Below are 15,754 nucleotides of genomic sequence, written 5' to 3'. Positions count from 1 at the left end.
AACGTTTTACGATGCCGCTTATGGAACATCCCACCGCCCATATCCTTTTTTGCGACCTGTCCGCCGGGGCCTGTCGCCGCGAGCCGCTGGACCCGGAACTGGCCCGGCAGGCGCCGGGCGGCCGGGCCTTGGCTGTAGCTCTTTTGGCCGCCCGGCCCCGGGCCGTCTGGGACGCGCCGGACGCCGCCGTGGTCCTGGCTCCCGGAGCCTTGGCCGGGTTCGATCTGCCCGGGGTCTCCTTTGCCGCCCTGGCCGGGACCAATCCGCATACCGGCGGCGTTTTGACCGTCGCCGTGCCCGGCGGGCTGGGCCGCGCCCTGGCCCGGCTGCACCTCGCCGCCGTGGTCGTGTCCGGCCGGGCGGCCGCGCCCACGGCCTTGTTCCTGGACGTCGACGGGGCGCGCCTGCTCCCCCTTGGCGCGGCGGCGGGGCAGGGGACATCGGCGGTTATGGCCTCTATGCCGGCCCATGACGGCGCGCTGGTGGCCGGTCCGGCCGCCCTGGCCGGTTCGACCCTGGCCGGGCTGTGGGCCGACGGCCTGCATCCTGTGGGGCCGGGCGGCGCGGCTTTGCTGCTGACCGCCAAGAACTGTTTCGCCGTGGCTGTCCTGGCGCAAGGGGAGGGGCCGGTTCCGGCCGATCCCGTCGCCCTGGCCGGGGCCAGGGCGGCCATGGAACGCCTTGTCGCCGCCGCGCCGGCCCTGGCCGGGCCGTGCGGTTTCGGGCGCTACGGCACGGCGGCCCTTTTGGACCTCACGGCCGGCCGACGGATGCTGCCCACGCGCCATTTCCGGGAAACCGTTTTCGAGGCGGCCGGGCGGCTGTCCGCTCCGGGCCTGTTTGCCCGGCTTTCGCCGCGCGCCGCCGGCTGTCCGGGCTGTCCCACGCCCTGCCGCCACGTCACGGCCAACGGGACGGTGCTCCCGGACGGCGACGCCTGGTCGCATCTGACCGCGCTTTTGGGCCTGGCCGATCCCGATCTGACCGTGGCCGCTTACGCCGCCTGCCGCCAAGCCGGGCTTTTCGCCCCGGGCGCGGCCGCTCTCCTGGCCGGCCGGGCCGAGGCGGCCGGGCGCGATCTGGCCCCGGACGCCTTGCTGCCTGCCCTGGCCGCTCTCGTGGCCGAAGGGCCGAGCGTTTCGCCCTCGGCCATGGCCGTCAAGGGCGTGGCCCTGCCGGCCTTTGATCCGCGCGGGGCCTACGGCCTGGCCTTGTCCCTGGCCGTGGGCACATCCGGCCCGGACGCCTGGGGCGGGCTGTGCCTGGGCCATGAGCTGCTGCGAAAACCCGTGGCCACGGACCGCTTCAGCTTCGCCGGCAAGGCCCGGGCCGTGTTTCTGGGCGAGAACGCGGCCGCCGTGGCCGCTTCCCTGGGCGGCTGTCCGCTTTATGGGCTGGCCGTTGGGCTGGAGGAATGGGCGCTGGCCCTGTCCGCCGCCCGGGGCGAGGCGGTGGGCGCCGCCGAGCTGGCCGGCCTTGGGAAGCGCACGGTGTTGGTCGAGCGGACGATAAATGCACGGGCTGGCCTTGGCGTCGCCGATGACGACCTGCCAGCGCGTTTTTTTGCCGAACCCGGCTCGTCCGGGGAAGGGATTGTGGTCGCGCCCTTGCCGCGAGAGGAATTTCTGGCCGCCCAGGCCGCCTACTACCGGCTGCGCGGCCTGGACGCCGACGGCCGCCCCGCCGCCGAGGCCGCCGCCCTGGAGTCGCCATGGCCGATCTGACCGCCGCCCTGGCCCGGCGCTTTGCCGAAAAGCTCGCCGCTGCCGGCCTGACCGATCCCGGCGCGGCCGTGGCCGCCTGTCTGGACGACCGCCTGGCCTTTTCCCGGCCTTCGCCCCACGAGGAACTCCTGGCCGGGCTGGTGGATCGCCTGGGGGTGGGCTGCGTACTCCTGGCTCCGCCGGCGCAGCCCCACAGGACCATCCTGGAATTCCTGGCCGGGCGCGAAGCCCCGGCCATCCGGCCCCGGGACTGCGAGACGCGCACCTTTTTCCACGACATCCCGGTCATCGCCGAACCGACGGTGGAAGCCGCCGCCGCCGCCCTGTCCCGGCGCAAGGGGGCTTACCTGCCCGGGGTCGGCATCCTGGCCCATGGCGCGCTTTCCCCGGAGCAGGCCTTTGTCACGGTATCGTCCGTGGCCTTTGCCGGGTTCGTCAAATTTTTCGCTGATTTCCTGGCCGCCAGCCGGGCCGGGACCGTGGACGCGGCCTATGGGGCCGCTTTTGCCGCCGCCTGTCGGAACCTGCCGCCCCCGCCGACCGTTGTGCCGCACCTGGCCCGAGGGCCTTTCACCGACCGTGATACCATGCTCGCGGCCATGGCCCAGGCCGGCCGGGCCACGGTGGAACTGGGGCTGGTCGATTCGGTCTTTGGCAATATTTCCTATAATCTTGACGGCGTGCTGGCCATCAGCCAGACCGGCGCGGCCTTGGACGACCTGCCCGGAGCCATGGACCTCGTGCCCCTGGACGGTTCGTCCTGCGCGGGGCTGACCGCCTCCAGCGAACTGGCCGCCCATGCCGCCCTGGCTGCCCTGGATGGCCGCCAGGCGATTCTCCACGGCCATCCCCGGTTTGCCGTCATCATGTCCATGGATTGCGAGGACCTGGCCACCTGCCCCCGGCGGGAGCGCTGCCATGTGGACTGCGCCCGGGAGCGCTACGCCGGGGCCACGCCCATCGTGCCGGGCGAGGTGGGTTGCGGCCCGCGCGGGCTGGTCCACACCATGCCGCCGGCCCTGGCGGCCGACGGCGGCCGGTCCGGAGTCATTGTCTGCGGCCACGGCGTCTTCACCATGGGCGCCCACGATTTCGGCGACGCCCTGGCCGCCCTGTGCGCCATTGAAACTTCCTGCCGCGCCCGCTACTTTGCGGCCCTCGGCATTCCCACGGAGACCCCATGAACGAATCCCACGCCGCCTGTCCCATGACCGTCAGCGTCGTCATCCCGGTTTACAACGAGGCCGGCACGTTGCCGACGCTGCTGGCCAAGGTGCTATCCCGGCCCGAGACCACCGAGGTCATTCTCGTGGACGACGCCTCCACCGACGGCAGCGGCGACTATCTGCGCACCCTTGATGGCGAGCCGCGCATCCGCATCCTGTTTCACGCCAAAAACCAGGGCAAGGGCGCGGCCCTGCGCACCGGGTTCGCCGCCGCCGTCTGCGACATCGTCCTTATCCAGGACGCCGATCTCGAATACGATCCCGACGACTACCCGGCGCTGTTGACCCCGATCTTCGAGGGTAAGGCCGACGTGGTCTACGGCTCGCGCTTCCTGGGCGGCCCCCACCGGGTGCTCTATTTTTGGCACTCCGTGGCCAACCGGATGCTGACGCTGTTGTCCAACATGTTAAACGACATCAATCTCTCGGACATGGAGGTCTGCTACAAGGCCTTTCGCCGCGAGGTGCTGCAAAAAATCCGCATCCAGTGCGACCGCTTCGGCGTGGAGCCGGAGCTGACAGCCAAGGTGGCCAAGATGCGCCTTCGCATCTATGAAGTGCCGGTCTCCTACTACGGCCGCACCTACGACGAAGGCAAAAAAATCGGCTGGCGCGACGGTTTGGCCGCCTTGTGGTGGATCATCCGCTTCGGCCTTTACCCGCGCTGACATGGTGCTTTTGTATAATTTCTTCGCCCGCAAGCGGGCCGCCGCTACGGCCGAGGGGCAGCCGGGCCAGGCCGGTCCCGAAGCCGCCGCGATCGGCGACGGGAGTAGCCACGTTTTCGTCTACGGCACGTTGCGCCGGGGATTTTCCAACCACCGCTACCTGGCCGGAGCACGGTTCGTCGGCCCCGGGCGCACCGTGGACGCCCACGGCCTCTACCTCGAAGCCGGCATTCCGTATCTGGCCGCCGGGGAAGGGCGCTATCCGGTGGTCGGCGAGGTCTACGCCGCAGACGCCGCCACCCTGGCCGGCCTGGACGAGCTGGAGGAACATCCCCGGGTCTACACGCGCCGGCCGGCCCCCATCGTCCTTGGCGACGGCCGGCGGCTGACCGCCTGGGTCTATTTCGCCAACGAACCCCAAGGCGCGCCCCTGGCCTCGGGCGACTTCGCCGACGCCGGCTGCGCGTCCTCGAAATCCGCGCCAGCCAATTCCGAGGACAACGCGCCGGATTGATGCTTTGGGCGGGGGGAGGGGCTAATAGGCTTTGAACAGCCAGGCGTAGACGACGTAGAACCAGCCGAGCAGGCCGTGGATGATGGCCCAGCCGATGGATTTGTTGAGGGCAAAGGACACGGACATGGCCAGGGCCGAGCCAAAGCCCACGCCGTACTTGATGATGGTCTGATTGGCATAGACAGCCATACGTTCCTCCTGGGAGTTTCCCCTTCCTACCACGAAGCGTCGTCGGGCGCACCCCTTGGCCCGGGCCGGCGCGCAATTGACATTTGGCCGGCCGCCGCGCACATTGCCGGTATGGCCGGCATGACGCGAACCGCCCGATTTTTTGGACATGTGGCCGCCTGGCTCGGTCCGGCGGGGCTGGTCGCGTGCCTTGTTTTCGCCGCCCCGGCCCTGGCCGGAGGGACGGAAGCGGGGCCGGACGTGGTCCAGGCCGTAAACCGCCTGACCTACGGGCCGACCCCGGGCCTGCTCGACAAGGCTGCGACCATGGGCGCGGCGGCGTTTATCGACGCACAGCTCGCCCCCGAGCCTCAGCCCGAACCGCCTGAACTTGAGCGCGCCCTGGCCGGCCTGCCCACCTTGCAAAAAGACACCGTGCGGCTTTTCCGCGAATACGGCCCTCCGGCCGAGGAAGGCCGGGCCGAGGGTCCCGAGGCCATGCGCCGCACCTTCGACCGGGCCGACGCCGTGGCCCTGGAAGCCGCCAAGGCCCGGCTGCTGCGGGCCGTGGCCTCGCCCAACCAGCTCACGGAACTCATGGTCGCTTTCTGGTGCGACCATTTGGGCCTTGGCCCCAAAAAGGGCCTCAGCCACCTCTGGATCGGCTCCTACGAACGCGAAGCCATCCGCCCCCACGCCCTGGGCAATTTTTTCGACCTGCTCGCCGCCACGGCCATGCACCCGGCCATGCTCATGGCCCAGGACAACTGGAAAAACGTGGTCGTGCGCGAGGCCGGCAAACCGGCCAGGGACAGCATCGACGCCACCTACGCCACCGTGCTCTTAAACCGCCAGACCCTTGGCCCCGGCGGTCCCCAGAAGCCCGCCGACGTCCAGGCCCTGGCCCGCATCCTCACCGGCTGGCGTGTGGGCGCGGCCCGGGCCGATTCCGACACCGGCGGCTTCTATTTCGACGCCGAACGCCACGATCCCTCGGACAAGGTTCTTCTCGGGCAACGCATCAAGGGCACGGGTTTTGGCGAAGGAGCCGCCGCCCTGCGCCTTCTGGTCGAACATCCGGCCACGGCCAAGAATGTAAGCCGCAAGCTGGCCGTCTTTTTCCTGGCCGACGATCCGCTCCCGGCCCTGGTCGCCCGACTGGCCGACACCTTCCAGAAAACCGGCGGCGACATCCGCCAGACCCTGCGCGCGCTTTTTACCAGCCCCGAGTTCCAGGACGACAAGTACCGGGGCGGCCGGGTGAAATCGCCCCTGCGCCAGGTGGCCTCGGCCCTACGCGCCCTGGGCGCGTTTCCCGCCGACGCCGCCGGGCTGGTCGGCGTCCTGGCCGCCCTGGGCCAGCCCCTGCCCGGCGACGCCGCTGAGGGTGCCCTGGCCCCGGCCGCCCAATGGGCCAAGGCCGAAGCCCTGCCGCGCCGGGTGAGCTTGGCCGGCGATCTGGCCGCCGGCCGCATCGCCGGCTGCACCCCGCCAACCATCGATCCGGCGGCCCTGGCCCAAACCCTCGGCCCGACCCTCTCCCCAGCCGCCCGCCAGGCCGCCGAACGCGGCGGCGTGGCCGTTATTTTGGCTTCGCCGGATTTTGTGAAGTATTGAAAAGAGAAGGCAAGATGCCTCCGGCGGCCGGGGGCCTGAGGCCCCCGGACCCCCCATATTGGGAAAAAAGGGGGGGCGCGTCGGGCCGTGGAGAATTTTTTGGGTGAAGTTTAGGCGGGGATCGTCCCGTGGAGATGACGGAGGAAATCTGGTGCGACGACGCGACGCGCTGCGTGTGCTGGCCGGCCTTGGCGCGCTGAGCCTGGTTCCGGGAGCGGCCCTGGCCAAAAAGGCCGACCGCAAAGGCGAAGCCAAGTCTGACGGCAAAAGCGAAGGCAAATCCGGCGGCCGGGAACCGGCCAAACTCTCCTGGCGCGAGGGCAAGCAACTCGTGGTGGTGCTGCTGCAAGGCGGCCCGGACGGGCTGTCCATGGCCGCGCCCACGGCCGACCCGCTGTACGCCGTGCTGCGCCCCACCACGGCGCTTACCGCCGAGGCCGGAACCGACCTCGGCAACGGTTTTCGGCTCCATCCCGCCTTGACCCTTCTGGCTCCGCTTTACGCCCGCAAACAACTCGCCGTCATCCCGGCCTGCGCCATGCCCGGCCAGGGAGCGACCCACGCCGCCGCCCTGGCCGATTTCGCCGCCGGCGCGCCGGCCGCCCAACGCAAGGGCAAAACCGGCGCGGCTGGCTGGCTGGGCCGGCTGGCCCTGGCCCTCGGCGGCGAACGCTCGCAGATGGTGGTGGCCAGCCAGTCGGAGGCTTACGACGGCGCGCCGCACTACGCCATGCTGGCCCCCGGTCGCGGCGAGTCCCTGCCGGGCCTGCCGGTGGAAGACCAGACCCTTTTCGACGCCGCCGTCAAGCTCTACGGCCAGACCGGCGGTTCTCTCGGCAAGGCCTTCGCCGCCGGCCGGGAAGCCCGTCAGGAACAGCTGGCCAAACTCCTGGAAGAATCCCGCCGGGCGGCGGCCGGAGCCGTGCCCGCGCCGCATTTTGCCGAATTCGGCCCGCGCTTGGGCAAGGAGCTGGCCAAGCGCCGCGACGCCGCCTTGGGTTTTGTGGCCGTGGGCGGCTTCGACACCCACAGCGGCCAGGGTGCGGCCAAGGGCTATCTGGCCGACCGCTTTCGCGACCTCGGCCAAGGGCTGGCCGGGATGCTGGCCGGTCTGGGGCCGGCGGCGGCGGACACGGTGGTCGTGGCTCTGGGCGAATTCGGCCGCACGGCCCGGGAAAACGCCTTTGGCGGCACGGACAACGGCCTGGGCGGGGTGATGCTCGTCCTGGGCGGGCCGGTGGCCGGCGGGCGAGTGGTAGGCCCGTGGCCCGGGCTGGCCGGCCACCGGCTGGCCGGCGGGCGCGACATCGCGGCGGCCACGGACTGGCGCGAGGCCGTGGCCGCCATTGCCGTTACCCATCTGGGGCTGCCGGAAAAACGGATTCCCGACATCTTTCCGGGGTTGGCTCCGGGACAGATGCTTGGCGGCCTCATGGGGTAGTCAAGGATCGCCATGGTAGTGTTTTGGGGGCCGTTGCTGCGGCATTCACGGCGCTTGCGGCAGTGCCTGGGCTGGGATATCAGGTGGTGGCCGTCATGGCGGTCCCTCTATGAGAATGCCAGCCCACCCCGTTGCAGTGTTTCGAGGCGCGTGCTTGCTGTGCGCTTGGCTGTTCCTGACGATGCACCCCGGCCTTGTTTGGGGGAAAGATCGGAAAAACGTTCTCGTTTTACATAATTTCAATCAGGATTATCCCGCCGTTGCCGCATTCGATCTGGGGCTGCGCGAAACCTTTGCCGCAGACGCCCGCTTTGACGTGCGGTTTTTCGCCGAATACCTCAATATTCAGGCATACGAAGATCTGCCGGCCTATCAGCCGGAAGCCGCCCGGTATCTGCGCCTCAAATACGGCCACGTCCGACCTGACGCGGTTTTTGCCGACAATGCCGTGACGCCCATGATCGCCCGCCATCTGGACGGGCTGTTCGCTGGCGTGCCCTTGCTCGTGCAGGCGGAGAAGGATGCTCCGGGCGGCGTGGTCGTGCCCGGGATGACGCCCATGCCCTGGGCCGTGTCCGAAGAGGCCATTGACCGCAATTTCCAGCTGATCGAGCGACTGCTGCCCCAGGTCAGGCGGGTGGTGGTGGTGCTTGGCGCGTCGTCGGCGGAGGCCCGCATGGGCGCGGCCGTTCGGGCGGCCGCGGCGCGCCATGCCGGGCGGCTGTTTGTGGAAACCACCCAGTCCCTTGGACTCGACGCCATGCTTGACAAGGTCGGTTCCCTGGAGCGGGACACGGCGGTGCTGGCTGTCCGGTTTGGACGCGACGCCGCCGGGAACAGCCATATTCCGGCGCGGGTCCTGCGCCAGGTCGCCGAGCGCGCCAGCGTGCCGGTCTTTGGCGTGGACCGGCATGTGCTCGGCAACGGCATGGTCGGCGGCTACAGCCACGCGCCCCGGCTGGCCGGCCGGCTCGTGGCCGCCTGGATGATCAGCCATTTTGACGGCCGTGGCGACGCTAAAGTTCCGGAGTTAAATGATTTCTTGATCTATGCCTTCGACGCCCGGGCCCTGGAGCGCTGGAACATCCCGGAATCGGCCCTGCCGCCGGGCAGCGAGCTGCTCTATCGCCGGGAAAGCCTGTGGGAGGGGTATAAACCCTATATTTTGGGCGGCGGCCTGGTGTTCATGGCCCAAAGCGCCCTGGTTGTGGGGCTGGTGGTGAATCGCCGGCGTCGCCGCCGGGCCGAGGCTGCCCTGGCGGCGCTCAACGCCTCCTTGGAAGCGCGAGTGATGGCCCGCACCCGGGAGTTGCACGAGGCCAACGAGGCGCTCCATGACGCTAAGGAAGAGCTTGAAAACCTCAATGCCAGTCTGGAGCGCCTGTCGCGCACCGACAGCCTGACCGGACTGCCCAACCGCCGCCGGGCCGAGGAGGCGCTGCACGAGGCCCTGGTCCGGTTCCGGCGATATGGCCATGGTTTTGTGGTGGCCATGGCCGACATCGATCATTTCAAGCAGATAAACGATGCCATCGGCCATGACGCCGGCGACGCGGCCTTGCGCCACGCCGCCCGGGCCATGGCCGGCAGCCTGCGCGAGACCGATCTCGTCGCGCGCTGGGGCGGCGAGGAGTTTTTGCTGTTTATGCCGGATACCGCAGAGGCGGGGGCGAGGCGTCTTCTGGCCCGGATTTGCGACTGTCTCGCCTCGGATGGCCTGAGTTGCGCCGCGCTGTCGGCTCCGCTCACGGCGACGTTCGGCGCAGCCGCCATACGCCCCGGCGAAAGCCTCGACGAACTGCTCCGCCGGGCCGATCAGGCCTTGTACCGGGGCAAGGCCATGGGAAGAAACAGGGTCATCTGGGACGGGGAGGACGGGACTGAAGCCGCCGTTTGCTGAGCAAGGCGTTTTTGGGCCTGTTGACCCTGAAGCGCCTGCCGGCGGGAAGCGAGGCCGGGAGCGTTGCGGAATGGACGGCAGATAGGGCGTCGCCGGCCAGGGGGGCGGCGCAAGCAGTTCGTGACAGCGGAGTGCAGCCAACGGCATGGAGTGCGGCGGCCGGAAGCGTGATCGACGGGACGCCGGTTGCGACGCCGGGACGGGACAGGGCGAAACCGCGACGCCAAAGTCCTTGAGGTTTGGGGTCCGTTTCAGGAGGCCGGCGGGTTCGCGTCCGCCTTTGTGGCCTATGCTTCGCGCCACGTCCGTGCGCGCGTGGTTGGCGGTACGCGCGTGCGGCCGTTTCGCCCTGTCTCGTCCGGGCATCTCCGGCAGGGAGATGGCAGGCATGGCGGCCTCTGGGGCCGACTCGCCGCTTCCCGTCGCGGCGAAAACATGCTAGATAAATCAGTTGCGCCGTGACTTGCGATTTTTTTCACATATGCGGCAAAAATGCAACTCATGCGGCCCGTGCAACCTGTTGGAATTGCACGGGCCGTTTTTTTATTTTCGCTTCGCCCTGTTTTTAGGAGGGGGGGCCGGGGGCCTCAGGCCCCCGGCCGCCGGAGCATCTCCCTCTCTCCGCCTTAGGGCGGCGGGGCGATGGTCACCAGCACACGCATGTCGGTGATGGAGCGGATGCCGTGGGGTGTGGCGATGGGGCACACCAGCACGTCGCCGGTCTTGGCCGGGATGGTGGCGTCGTCCGCGCCAAGGAACTCGCCTTCGCCGGAAAGCACCACGATGGACAGTTCGCCGTCCACGTCGTGGGAGTGCACGGCCAGCTGCTGGCCGGCCTTGAAGTTGAAGTTGACGATGCGGAAATTGGCCGAATCGTGGACCCACAGCGTGCCGTGGCCGGTGTCCTTGAACGGGCCTTCCTCGATGATGTTGATCTTCTTCATGACCGGCTCCTTGCGTTTGCGGTCAAAGGGGGGCGGCGCGGACGCTCCGCGCCGCCGGGCAATGCAGGGGAGTGAGTGAGGGAGGCAGGGAGGCCTCCGGCGGCCAGGGCTTTGCCCTGGACCCACCGGGGGGATGATCCCCCCGGACCCCTGCAATGGGAAAAGGGGTTAAAGGGCTTGGGCTTTTCCGTTTGCGTGTCCCGCGTTTGGCGGCGTCTTAACCGCCGAAGGGGGAATTGCCGATCTTGACCGGCTGCATCCCGAGCACTTCGCCGCGACGGGAAATGACCACCTGGGTCACGGGCACGTTTTTGCCCGAGGCGGCCACGGCCAGGGCGGCGATGCGCGACATGCCCGAGCAACACGGCACTTCCATTTGCAGCACCGTGATGTCCTGGGGCGCGCTTTCCCGAATGATATCGGCCAGCTTGTCGACGTAGCTCTGGGCGTCGTCGAACTTGGGGCAGCCCAGAAGCGCCACGCGGCCCGGCAGGAAGGCGCTGCCGTAGGCCGGGAAGGCCGGGGGCACGCAGTCGGAAGTTAAAAGCAGGCGCGCGCCGCGCAAAAACGGCGCCGTGGGCGGCACCAGGCGCAGCTTGATGGGCCAGGTGGACAGGGCCGAGCCGCCGGCCGCAACCTGGGCCGTGGGCGCATTGGCCGCCTGGCAGGGCGATATGGACATGGGCGCGCTGGACGGGCAGCCGCAGGGGGAAGGCTGCTTTTTCAGCTCGGCCAAACGCTCTTCCACGGCCTGCTCGTCAAATTCCGGGGCTTCGCGTTCGATGATTTGCAGCGCGCCGGTGGGGCAGTGGCCGATGCAGGCCCCCAGTCCGTCGCAGAAATGGTCGGCCACGATCTTGGCCTTGCCGTCGATGATTTCGAGCGCGCCTTCGGCGCAGCCGGTGACGCACTGGCCGCAGCCGTTGCACAGTGCTTCGTCGATTTCGATGATCTTGCGTTTCATAACTTTTTCCTGGGCGGGCGGCCCATTGCAGGCCGCCCGCAGTGCGTGGCGAAGGCTAACTAGCCCAGGATCGCCTTAAGGTCTTCGTCCGGGGTGCTGATGGGCTTGATGTCGTAGTTGGCGACCAGGAAGTTCAGCACGTTGGGGGTGAGGAACGCCGGCAGGCTGGGTCCGAGGCGGATGTTTTTCACGCCCAGGTGCAGCAAGGTGAGCAGGATCGCCACGGCCTTTTGCTCGTACCAGGACAGGACCATGGACAGCGGCAGGTCGTTGACGCCGCAGTTAAACGCGCCGGCCAGGGCGACCGCAACCTGGATGGCCGAGTAGGCGTCGTTGCACTGGCCCATGTCGAGCAGGCGCGGGATGCCGCCGATGTCGCCGAGCTGCTTGTCAAAGAAGCGGAACTTGCCGCAGGCCAGCGTCAGCACGATGGTGTCGGCCGGGGCCTTCTCCACGAACTCGGTGTAGTAGTTGCGCCCGGGCTTGGCCCCGTCGCAGCCGGCCACCAGGAAGAAGTGGCGGATCTTGCCGGCCTTGACCGCGTCGATGACCGTGCCGGCCACGCTCATGACGGCGTTGCGGGCGAAACCGGTCATGACGGTGCCCTTGTCCTCGTCGGCGGCGAAGCCGGGCATGGCCAGGGCCTTTTCGATGACCGGGCCGAACTCGCCGTTTTTGACGTGGACGGCTCCGGGCCAGCCGACCAGACCGGTGGTGAAGATGCTGCCCAGGTAGCTCTCGGCGGGCTTCTGGATACAGTTGGTGGTCATGAGGATCGCGCCGGGGAAGGCGGCGAATTCCTTGTGCTGGTTCTGCCAGGCGGTGCCGTAGTGGCCGTGGAAGTGGGGGTACTTCTTCAGTTCGGGATAGCCGTGGGCGGGCAGCATTTCTCCGTGGGTGTAGATGTTGATGCCCTTGCCGGCGGTCTGTTCCAGGAGCTGCTTGAGGTCCTTGAGGTCATGGCCGGACACCAGGATGGCCTTGCCGGCCTTGTGGCCCAGGGGCACGACGGTGGGCACGGGGTGGCCGTAAGCGCCGGTGTTGGCGGCGTCGAGAAGCTCCATGGCCCGCAGGTTCACTTCGCCGCACTTGAGCACCAAAGCGACCCAGGCTCCCAGGTCCTTGTCGGTGGTGAAGGTGGCGGCCATGCCTTCGTAGAGGAATTCGTACACGGCCGGGTCTTCCTGGCCGAGGATGGCGGCATGGTCGGCGTAGGCGGCGATGCCCTTGATGCCGAAAATGAGCGTATGCTTGAGCGAGCGGATGTCGTCGTTGGTCTCGGGGATATCCTTGAGGCCATGGATGTGGCCCTGGGCGATGAGGCCGGCGAGATCAAGGGCCGGGACGTAGCTGGCCGGGCCTTCGGGCAGCTGGGCCTTAATCAGCGCGGCCAGGGCCTTGCGCTTGGCCACGGCTTCGTTGATCAGGGGCACGAAGTCGGCGGCGTCGAAATTGACGTTGGTGAGCGTGGAGAACATGGCCTTGGCGAAGTAGCGGCCGGTTTCCAGCGGCACGGCCACGCCCTCGGCCTTGGCGGCCACGGCGGCTTGGGCCAGGCCGGTCAGGGCGTAGACGAGGAGATCCTGCAGATCGGAGACGTCGGGCTGCTTGCCGCAAACGCCGATTTTGTCGCAACCAAGGCCTTTGGCGGTCTGTTCGCACTGGTAGCAAAACATATGTCGTCCTCCGTTTGGGTTGGGGTCGGTTTCCCGTTTCGTTGGTTTCGGGTTTACGCGGGCCGGGCCGAAAGCGGTTTGACCTAAGTCAAAAGGGCGATTTTTTTTCGACAGGTCCGCTTTTTTTTCGGCGACGCGAGACGCGGGGCCACGAAGCGGGAAGCCGCGACGGTGTGCCGGAAACGGCGGCGGAGCTTTGAAAAGACGCCGCCGTCCCCGGGCAGGAGACCTGTGAGGGATGGTTTCAGTATAAACCGCGAGAAAGGAAAAAGGTCAAGCTGCGTATGCCCCGAGGCCTGGCTTGGGCCGCGTTGGGATAGGCCGGGGGGAGTGAAGAGGAGGGGAGACGACGCTAAACTCTTGGCTTGGTCGGAGCAGGTATGCCGCTTGGTTGTCTTGTAATTGCGATGTTCCCAGGATACTGTGGTTGGTAAAGGCTGGCGTTTTTTTGCCTGTGACGCACCATTATTCATGCTGTTTACCGGAGGCGCGCATGTTTCAGGATTGGCAGTTGCGTAACAAGATTCTCTTCCCTATCGCATTGGTATGTATTGCGGTGTTTGCCGCCATTTTGTTTGTTGTCCGCACGGGGATCGAGAATAACGCCGCCGTCGAAACGCGGCGTCTGGCCGAAGAGGTGAGCGCCCGTTACGCGGCTGTGGTGCAGGGAGAATTAAACGCGGCCATGGATGCGGCCAAGGTGTTGGCCGCCGGGGTGGCCAGCGAACGCGCCGACGACGCACCCAGAAGGGCGGCTGTAGCGAAGTTGCTGCATAAAACCCTGGCCGCGCTGCCCGAGGTGTTTGGCGTGTGGACGGCCTGGGAGCCGGACGCCTTTGACGGTCGGGATCGCGAATTCGTCAAGGCCGACGCCCTGCACGAGGAAACGGGCCGGTTTTTGCCCTACGTCATCCGGGGCGCGTCCGGCGTGGAGGAGACCCACACCACGGCCTCCTTGTCCACCAGCAGCAGCGCCGAGGATAAATGGTACTCGCAGCCGCTGAAAACCAACAAGTCGCTCCTCGTCGAGCCCACGGAATACGAAGTTGCCGGCAAGAAGCGGATGATGGTGAGCGCCTGCGTGCCCATGACGGACAAGGGCAAGGGCGTGGCCGGTCTGGACATCAGTCTGGAGGGGCTCCAAAAGCTCGTTTCGGGCATCACGGTCTTCGGCACGGGCTATGGCGTGCTGCTGTCCGATTCCGGCATGATCGTGGCCCACAAGGAAAAGGACATCATCGGCAAGCAGGCGGCGGACCTGCTTGACGAAGCCAACCGCAAGCCTTTGGCCGAGGCGGTGAAGGGCGGGAAGAACCTCATTTTTTCCCAGAAGTCGCCGGCAAGCGGCGAGGAGATGCTCTACAGCCTCACCCCGGTACGGTTGGAAGGCGTGGACGGGGCCTGGAGCTTCATTGTCGGCCTGCCCAAGGACGCCATGATGGAAAACGCCCGCCATATGCAAATGGTGCTGTTGTGGCTGTGCCTGGGCGGGTTGGCGGTGTTGATCGCGGCGGTGTTTCTCATCGCCCGGGCCATCGTGGGGCCGGTGACGGGGCTGGCCCGGGCCGCCCAGGCCGTGGCCGGGGGCGATCTGGAGCATCCCATCGCCTTGCGTCAGCGCGACGAGATCGGCCGGTTGGCGCAGGCCCTGCGGGGCATGGTGGCGAGTCTTCGCGGCATGATTGCTGAGGCCGACGAAAAGACCCGGCTGGCCGGCGAGGAATCGGCCCGGGCGGCCCAGGCCGGCCAGGCGGCCGAGGCGGCGCGCCAGGAGGCCGAGCAGGCCAAGACCGACGGGATGCTCCATGCCGCCGCCCGGCTCGAAGACGTGGTGGACATCCTGTCCTCGGCTTCCGACGAGCTGGCCGCCCAGGTCGAGCAGTCGAGCCGTGGCTCGGAGGAGCAAAACGCCCGGGTGGCCGAGACGGCCACGGCCATGGAAGAAATGAACGCCACGGTGCTGGAGGTGGCGCGAAACGCCGGCCAAGCGGCCACCGCCGCCGAAAACGCCCGGACCCGGGCCGAGGACGGGGCCGGCATCGTGGCCAACGTCATCGCTGGCATCGGCAAGGTCCAGACCCAGGCCACGGGGCTTAAGGCCGACATGACGACCCTTGGGCAGCAGGCCGAGGGCATCGGCAACGTGCTCAACGTCATTTCCGACATCGCCGACCAGACCAACCTGTTGGCGCTCAATGCCGCCATCGAGGCGGCCCGGGCCGGCGAGGCCGGGCGCGGCTTCGCCGTGGTCGCCGACGAGGTCCGCAAGCTCGCCGAAAAGACCATGGTCGCCACCAAGGAGGTCGGCGACGCCATCCGTTCCATCCAGGAGGGAGCGCGCAAGAACATTGGCAACGTGGAGCAGGCGACGGTCGCCATCGACGGGGCCACGGACCTGGCCCGGCAGGCCGGCGAGTCGCTGCAGGGCATCGTGGCCCTGGTGGAGACTACATCCGAGCAGGTGCGTTCCATCGCCACGGCGGCCGAGCAGCAATCGGCCACCTCCGAGGAGATCAACCGCTCCATCGAGGCGGTCAGCCGCATTTCCTCGGAAACGGCCGACGCCATGAGCCAGTCGTCTCGGGCCGTGACCGAGCTGGCCGAGCAGGCCCAGGCGCTCAAGGGGCTTATTGCCGATATGAAGGGCGAAAGCGGCGGCGCGGCCCTGCCGGCGGGCGCGGGCCGACGGCAGGCGCTGCCGGGCGGAAGGTAGGGCGTGGCAGACTGCGCGAGCGCGGTCTGCCGCCCGGCAGAGGCTCGCGGCCCCGCAACACGTCCGGCCTCTGAGCGCTGAGATGTGATTCCCCAACGCCGCCCATAAACAAGCCCGCGCTTCCTCGAAAGGAAGCGCGGGCTTTTGCTGGCCTGGACGCTTGGGAATGCCCTCGTGCCGTGCCCGCGCCAAACCTCTC

General features: G+C 68.0%; 12 protein-coding genes. 8 read left to right on the top strand and 4 right to left on the bottom strand.

The annotated features are described in order from the left end of the window. Positions 1 to 20 precede the first annotated feature (20 nt). The 4 genes from DMR_RS16785 to DMR_RS16770 are packed head-to-tail and all read left to right on the top strand — an operon-like array spanning position 21 to position 4,132. On the top strand, positions 21 to 1,724 hold the full coding sequence (locus DMR_RS16785; protein ID WP_232502820.1) for an aldehyde ferredoxin oxidoreductase C-terminal domain-containing protein: 1,704 nt from the start codon (positions 21 to 23) through the stop codon (positions 1,722 to 1,724). After that, positions 1,712 to 2,908 (top strand): class II aldolase/adducin family protein, encoded by a 1,197-nt coding sequence (locus tag DMR_RS16780; RefSeq protein ID WP_015862181.1) that lies wholly within the window; start codon positions 1,712 to 1,714, stop codon positions 2,906 to 2,908. The genes DMR_RS16785 and DMR_RS16780 overlap by 13 nt, the downstream gene beginning before the upstream one ends. Further along, the gene (locus tag DMR_RS16775; protein ID WP_015862180.1) at positions 2,905 to 3,618 is read left to right on the top strand and encodes a glycosyltransferase family 2 protein; all 714 of its coding nucleotides are present in this window, start codon (positions 2,905 to 2,907) and stop codon (positions 3,616 to 3,618) included. The genes DMR_RS16780 and DMR_RS16775 overlap by 4 nt, the downstream gene beginning before the upstream one ends. A gap of 1 nt (position 3,619) precedes the next feature. Then, a complete protein-coding gene (locus DMR_RS16770; RefSeq protein ID WP_015862179.1) occupies positions 3,620 to 4,132 on the top strand; it encodes a gamma-glutamylcyclotransferase family protein in 513 nt (170 codons plus the stop codon). A gap of 21 nt (positions 4,133 to 4,153) precedes the next feature. On the opposite strand, the gene DMR_RS25095 is transcribed toward DMR_RS16770, so the two are convergent. Then, a complete protein-coding gene (locus tag DMR_RS25095; RefSeq protein ID WP_006919750.1) occupies positions 4,154 to 4,321 on the bottom strand; it encodes a hypothetical protein in 168 nt (55 codons plus the stop codon). A 120-nt stretch (positions 4,322 to 4,441) separates the two neighbouring features. Here DMR_RS25095 and DMR_RS16765 point away from each other — a divergent pair, with 120 nt between their 5' ends. From DMR_RS16765 to DMR_RS16755, 3 genes are all read left to right on the top strand, one after another. After that, on the top strand, positions 4,442 to 5,917 hold the full coding sequence (locus tag DMR_RS16765; RefSeq protein ID WP_232502819.1) for a DUF1800 domain-containing protein: 1,476 nt from the start codon (positions 4,442 to 4,444) through the stop codon (positions 5,915 to 5,917). A gap of 151 nt (positions 5,918 to 6,068) precedes the next feature. Continuing rightward, positions 6,069 to 7,358 (top strand): DUF1501 domain-containing protein, encoded by a 1,290-nt coding sequence (locus DMR_RS16760; RefSeq protein WP_043600957.1) that lies wholly within the window; start codon positions 6,069 to 6,071, stop codon positions 7,356 to 7,358. Positions 7,359 to 7,512: 154 nt separating this feature from the next. Continuing rightward, positions 7,513 to 9,258, top strand: coding sequence for a diguanylate cyclase (locus DMR_RS16755; RefSeq protein ID WP_232502818.1), 1,746 nt, complete (start codon positions 7,513 to 7,515; stop codon positions 9,256 to 9,258). 626 nt (positions 9,259 to 9,884) lie between these two features. Here DMR_RS16755 and DMR_RS16750 read toward each other — a convergent pair. The 3 genes from DMR_RS16750 to hcp all read right to left on the bottom strand — a co-directional run bounded on the left by DMR_RS16750 (position 9,885) and on the right by hcp (position 12,842). Beyond that, positions 9,885 to 10,202, bottom strand: a complete 318-nt coding sequence (locus DMR_RS16750) for a cupin domain-containing protein (protein ID WP_015862175.1) — start codon at positions 10,200 to 10,202, stop codon at positions 9,885 to 9,887. Between the two features lie 217 nt (positions 10,203 to 10,419). After that, positions 10,420 to 11,166 carry an ATP-binding protein gene (locus DMR_RS16745; protein WP_015862174.1) on the bottom strand — a complete coding sequence of 249 codons (747 nt, stop codon included), beginning with the start codon at positions 11,164 to 11,166 and terminating at the stop codon, positions 10,420 to 10,422. A gap of 59 nt (positions 11,167 to 11,225) precedes the next feature. Next, positions 11,226 to 12,842 carry a hydroxylamine reductase gene (gene hcp / locus DMR_RS16740; protein WP_015862173.1) on the bottom strand — a complete coding sequence of 539 codons (1,617 nt, stop codon included), beginning with the start codon at positions 12,840 to 12,842 and terminating at the stop codon, positions 11,226 to 11,228. A gap of 493 nt (positions 12,843 to 13,335) precedes the next feature. Between hcp and DMR_RS16735 the strand changes: the two genes are divergently transcribed. Further along, entirely contained in the window at positions 13,336 to 15,555 is a 2,220-nt protein-coding gene (locus DMR_RS16735; RefSeq protein ID WP_148208465.1) for a methyl-accepting chemotaxis protein, read from the top strand. Positions 15,556 to 15,754: the final 199 nt, after the last annotated feature.

Source organism: Solidesulfovibrio magneticus RS-1 (genome assembly GCF_000010665.1).
Taxonomy (GTDB): Bacteria; Desulfobacterota; Desulfovibrionia; order Desulfovibrionales; family Desulfovibrionaceae; genus Solidesulfovibrio; species Solidesulfovibrio magneticus.
Note: the sequence above shows the minus strand (reverse complement) of the source record. Positions and strands in the feature narration are given on the sequence as shown.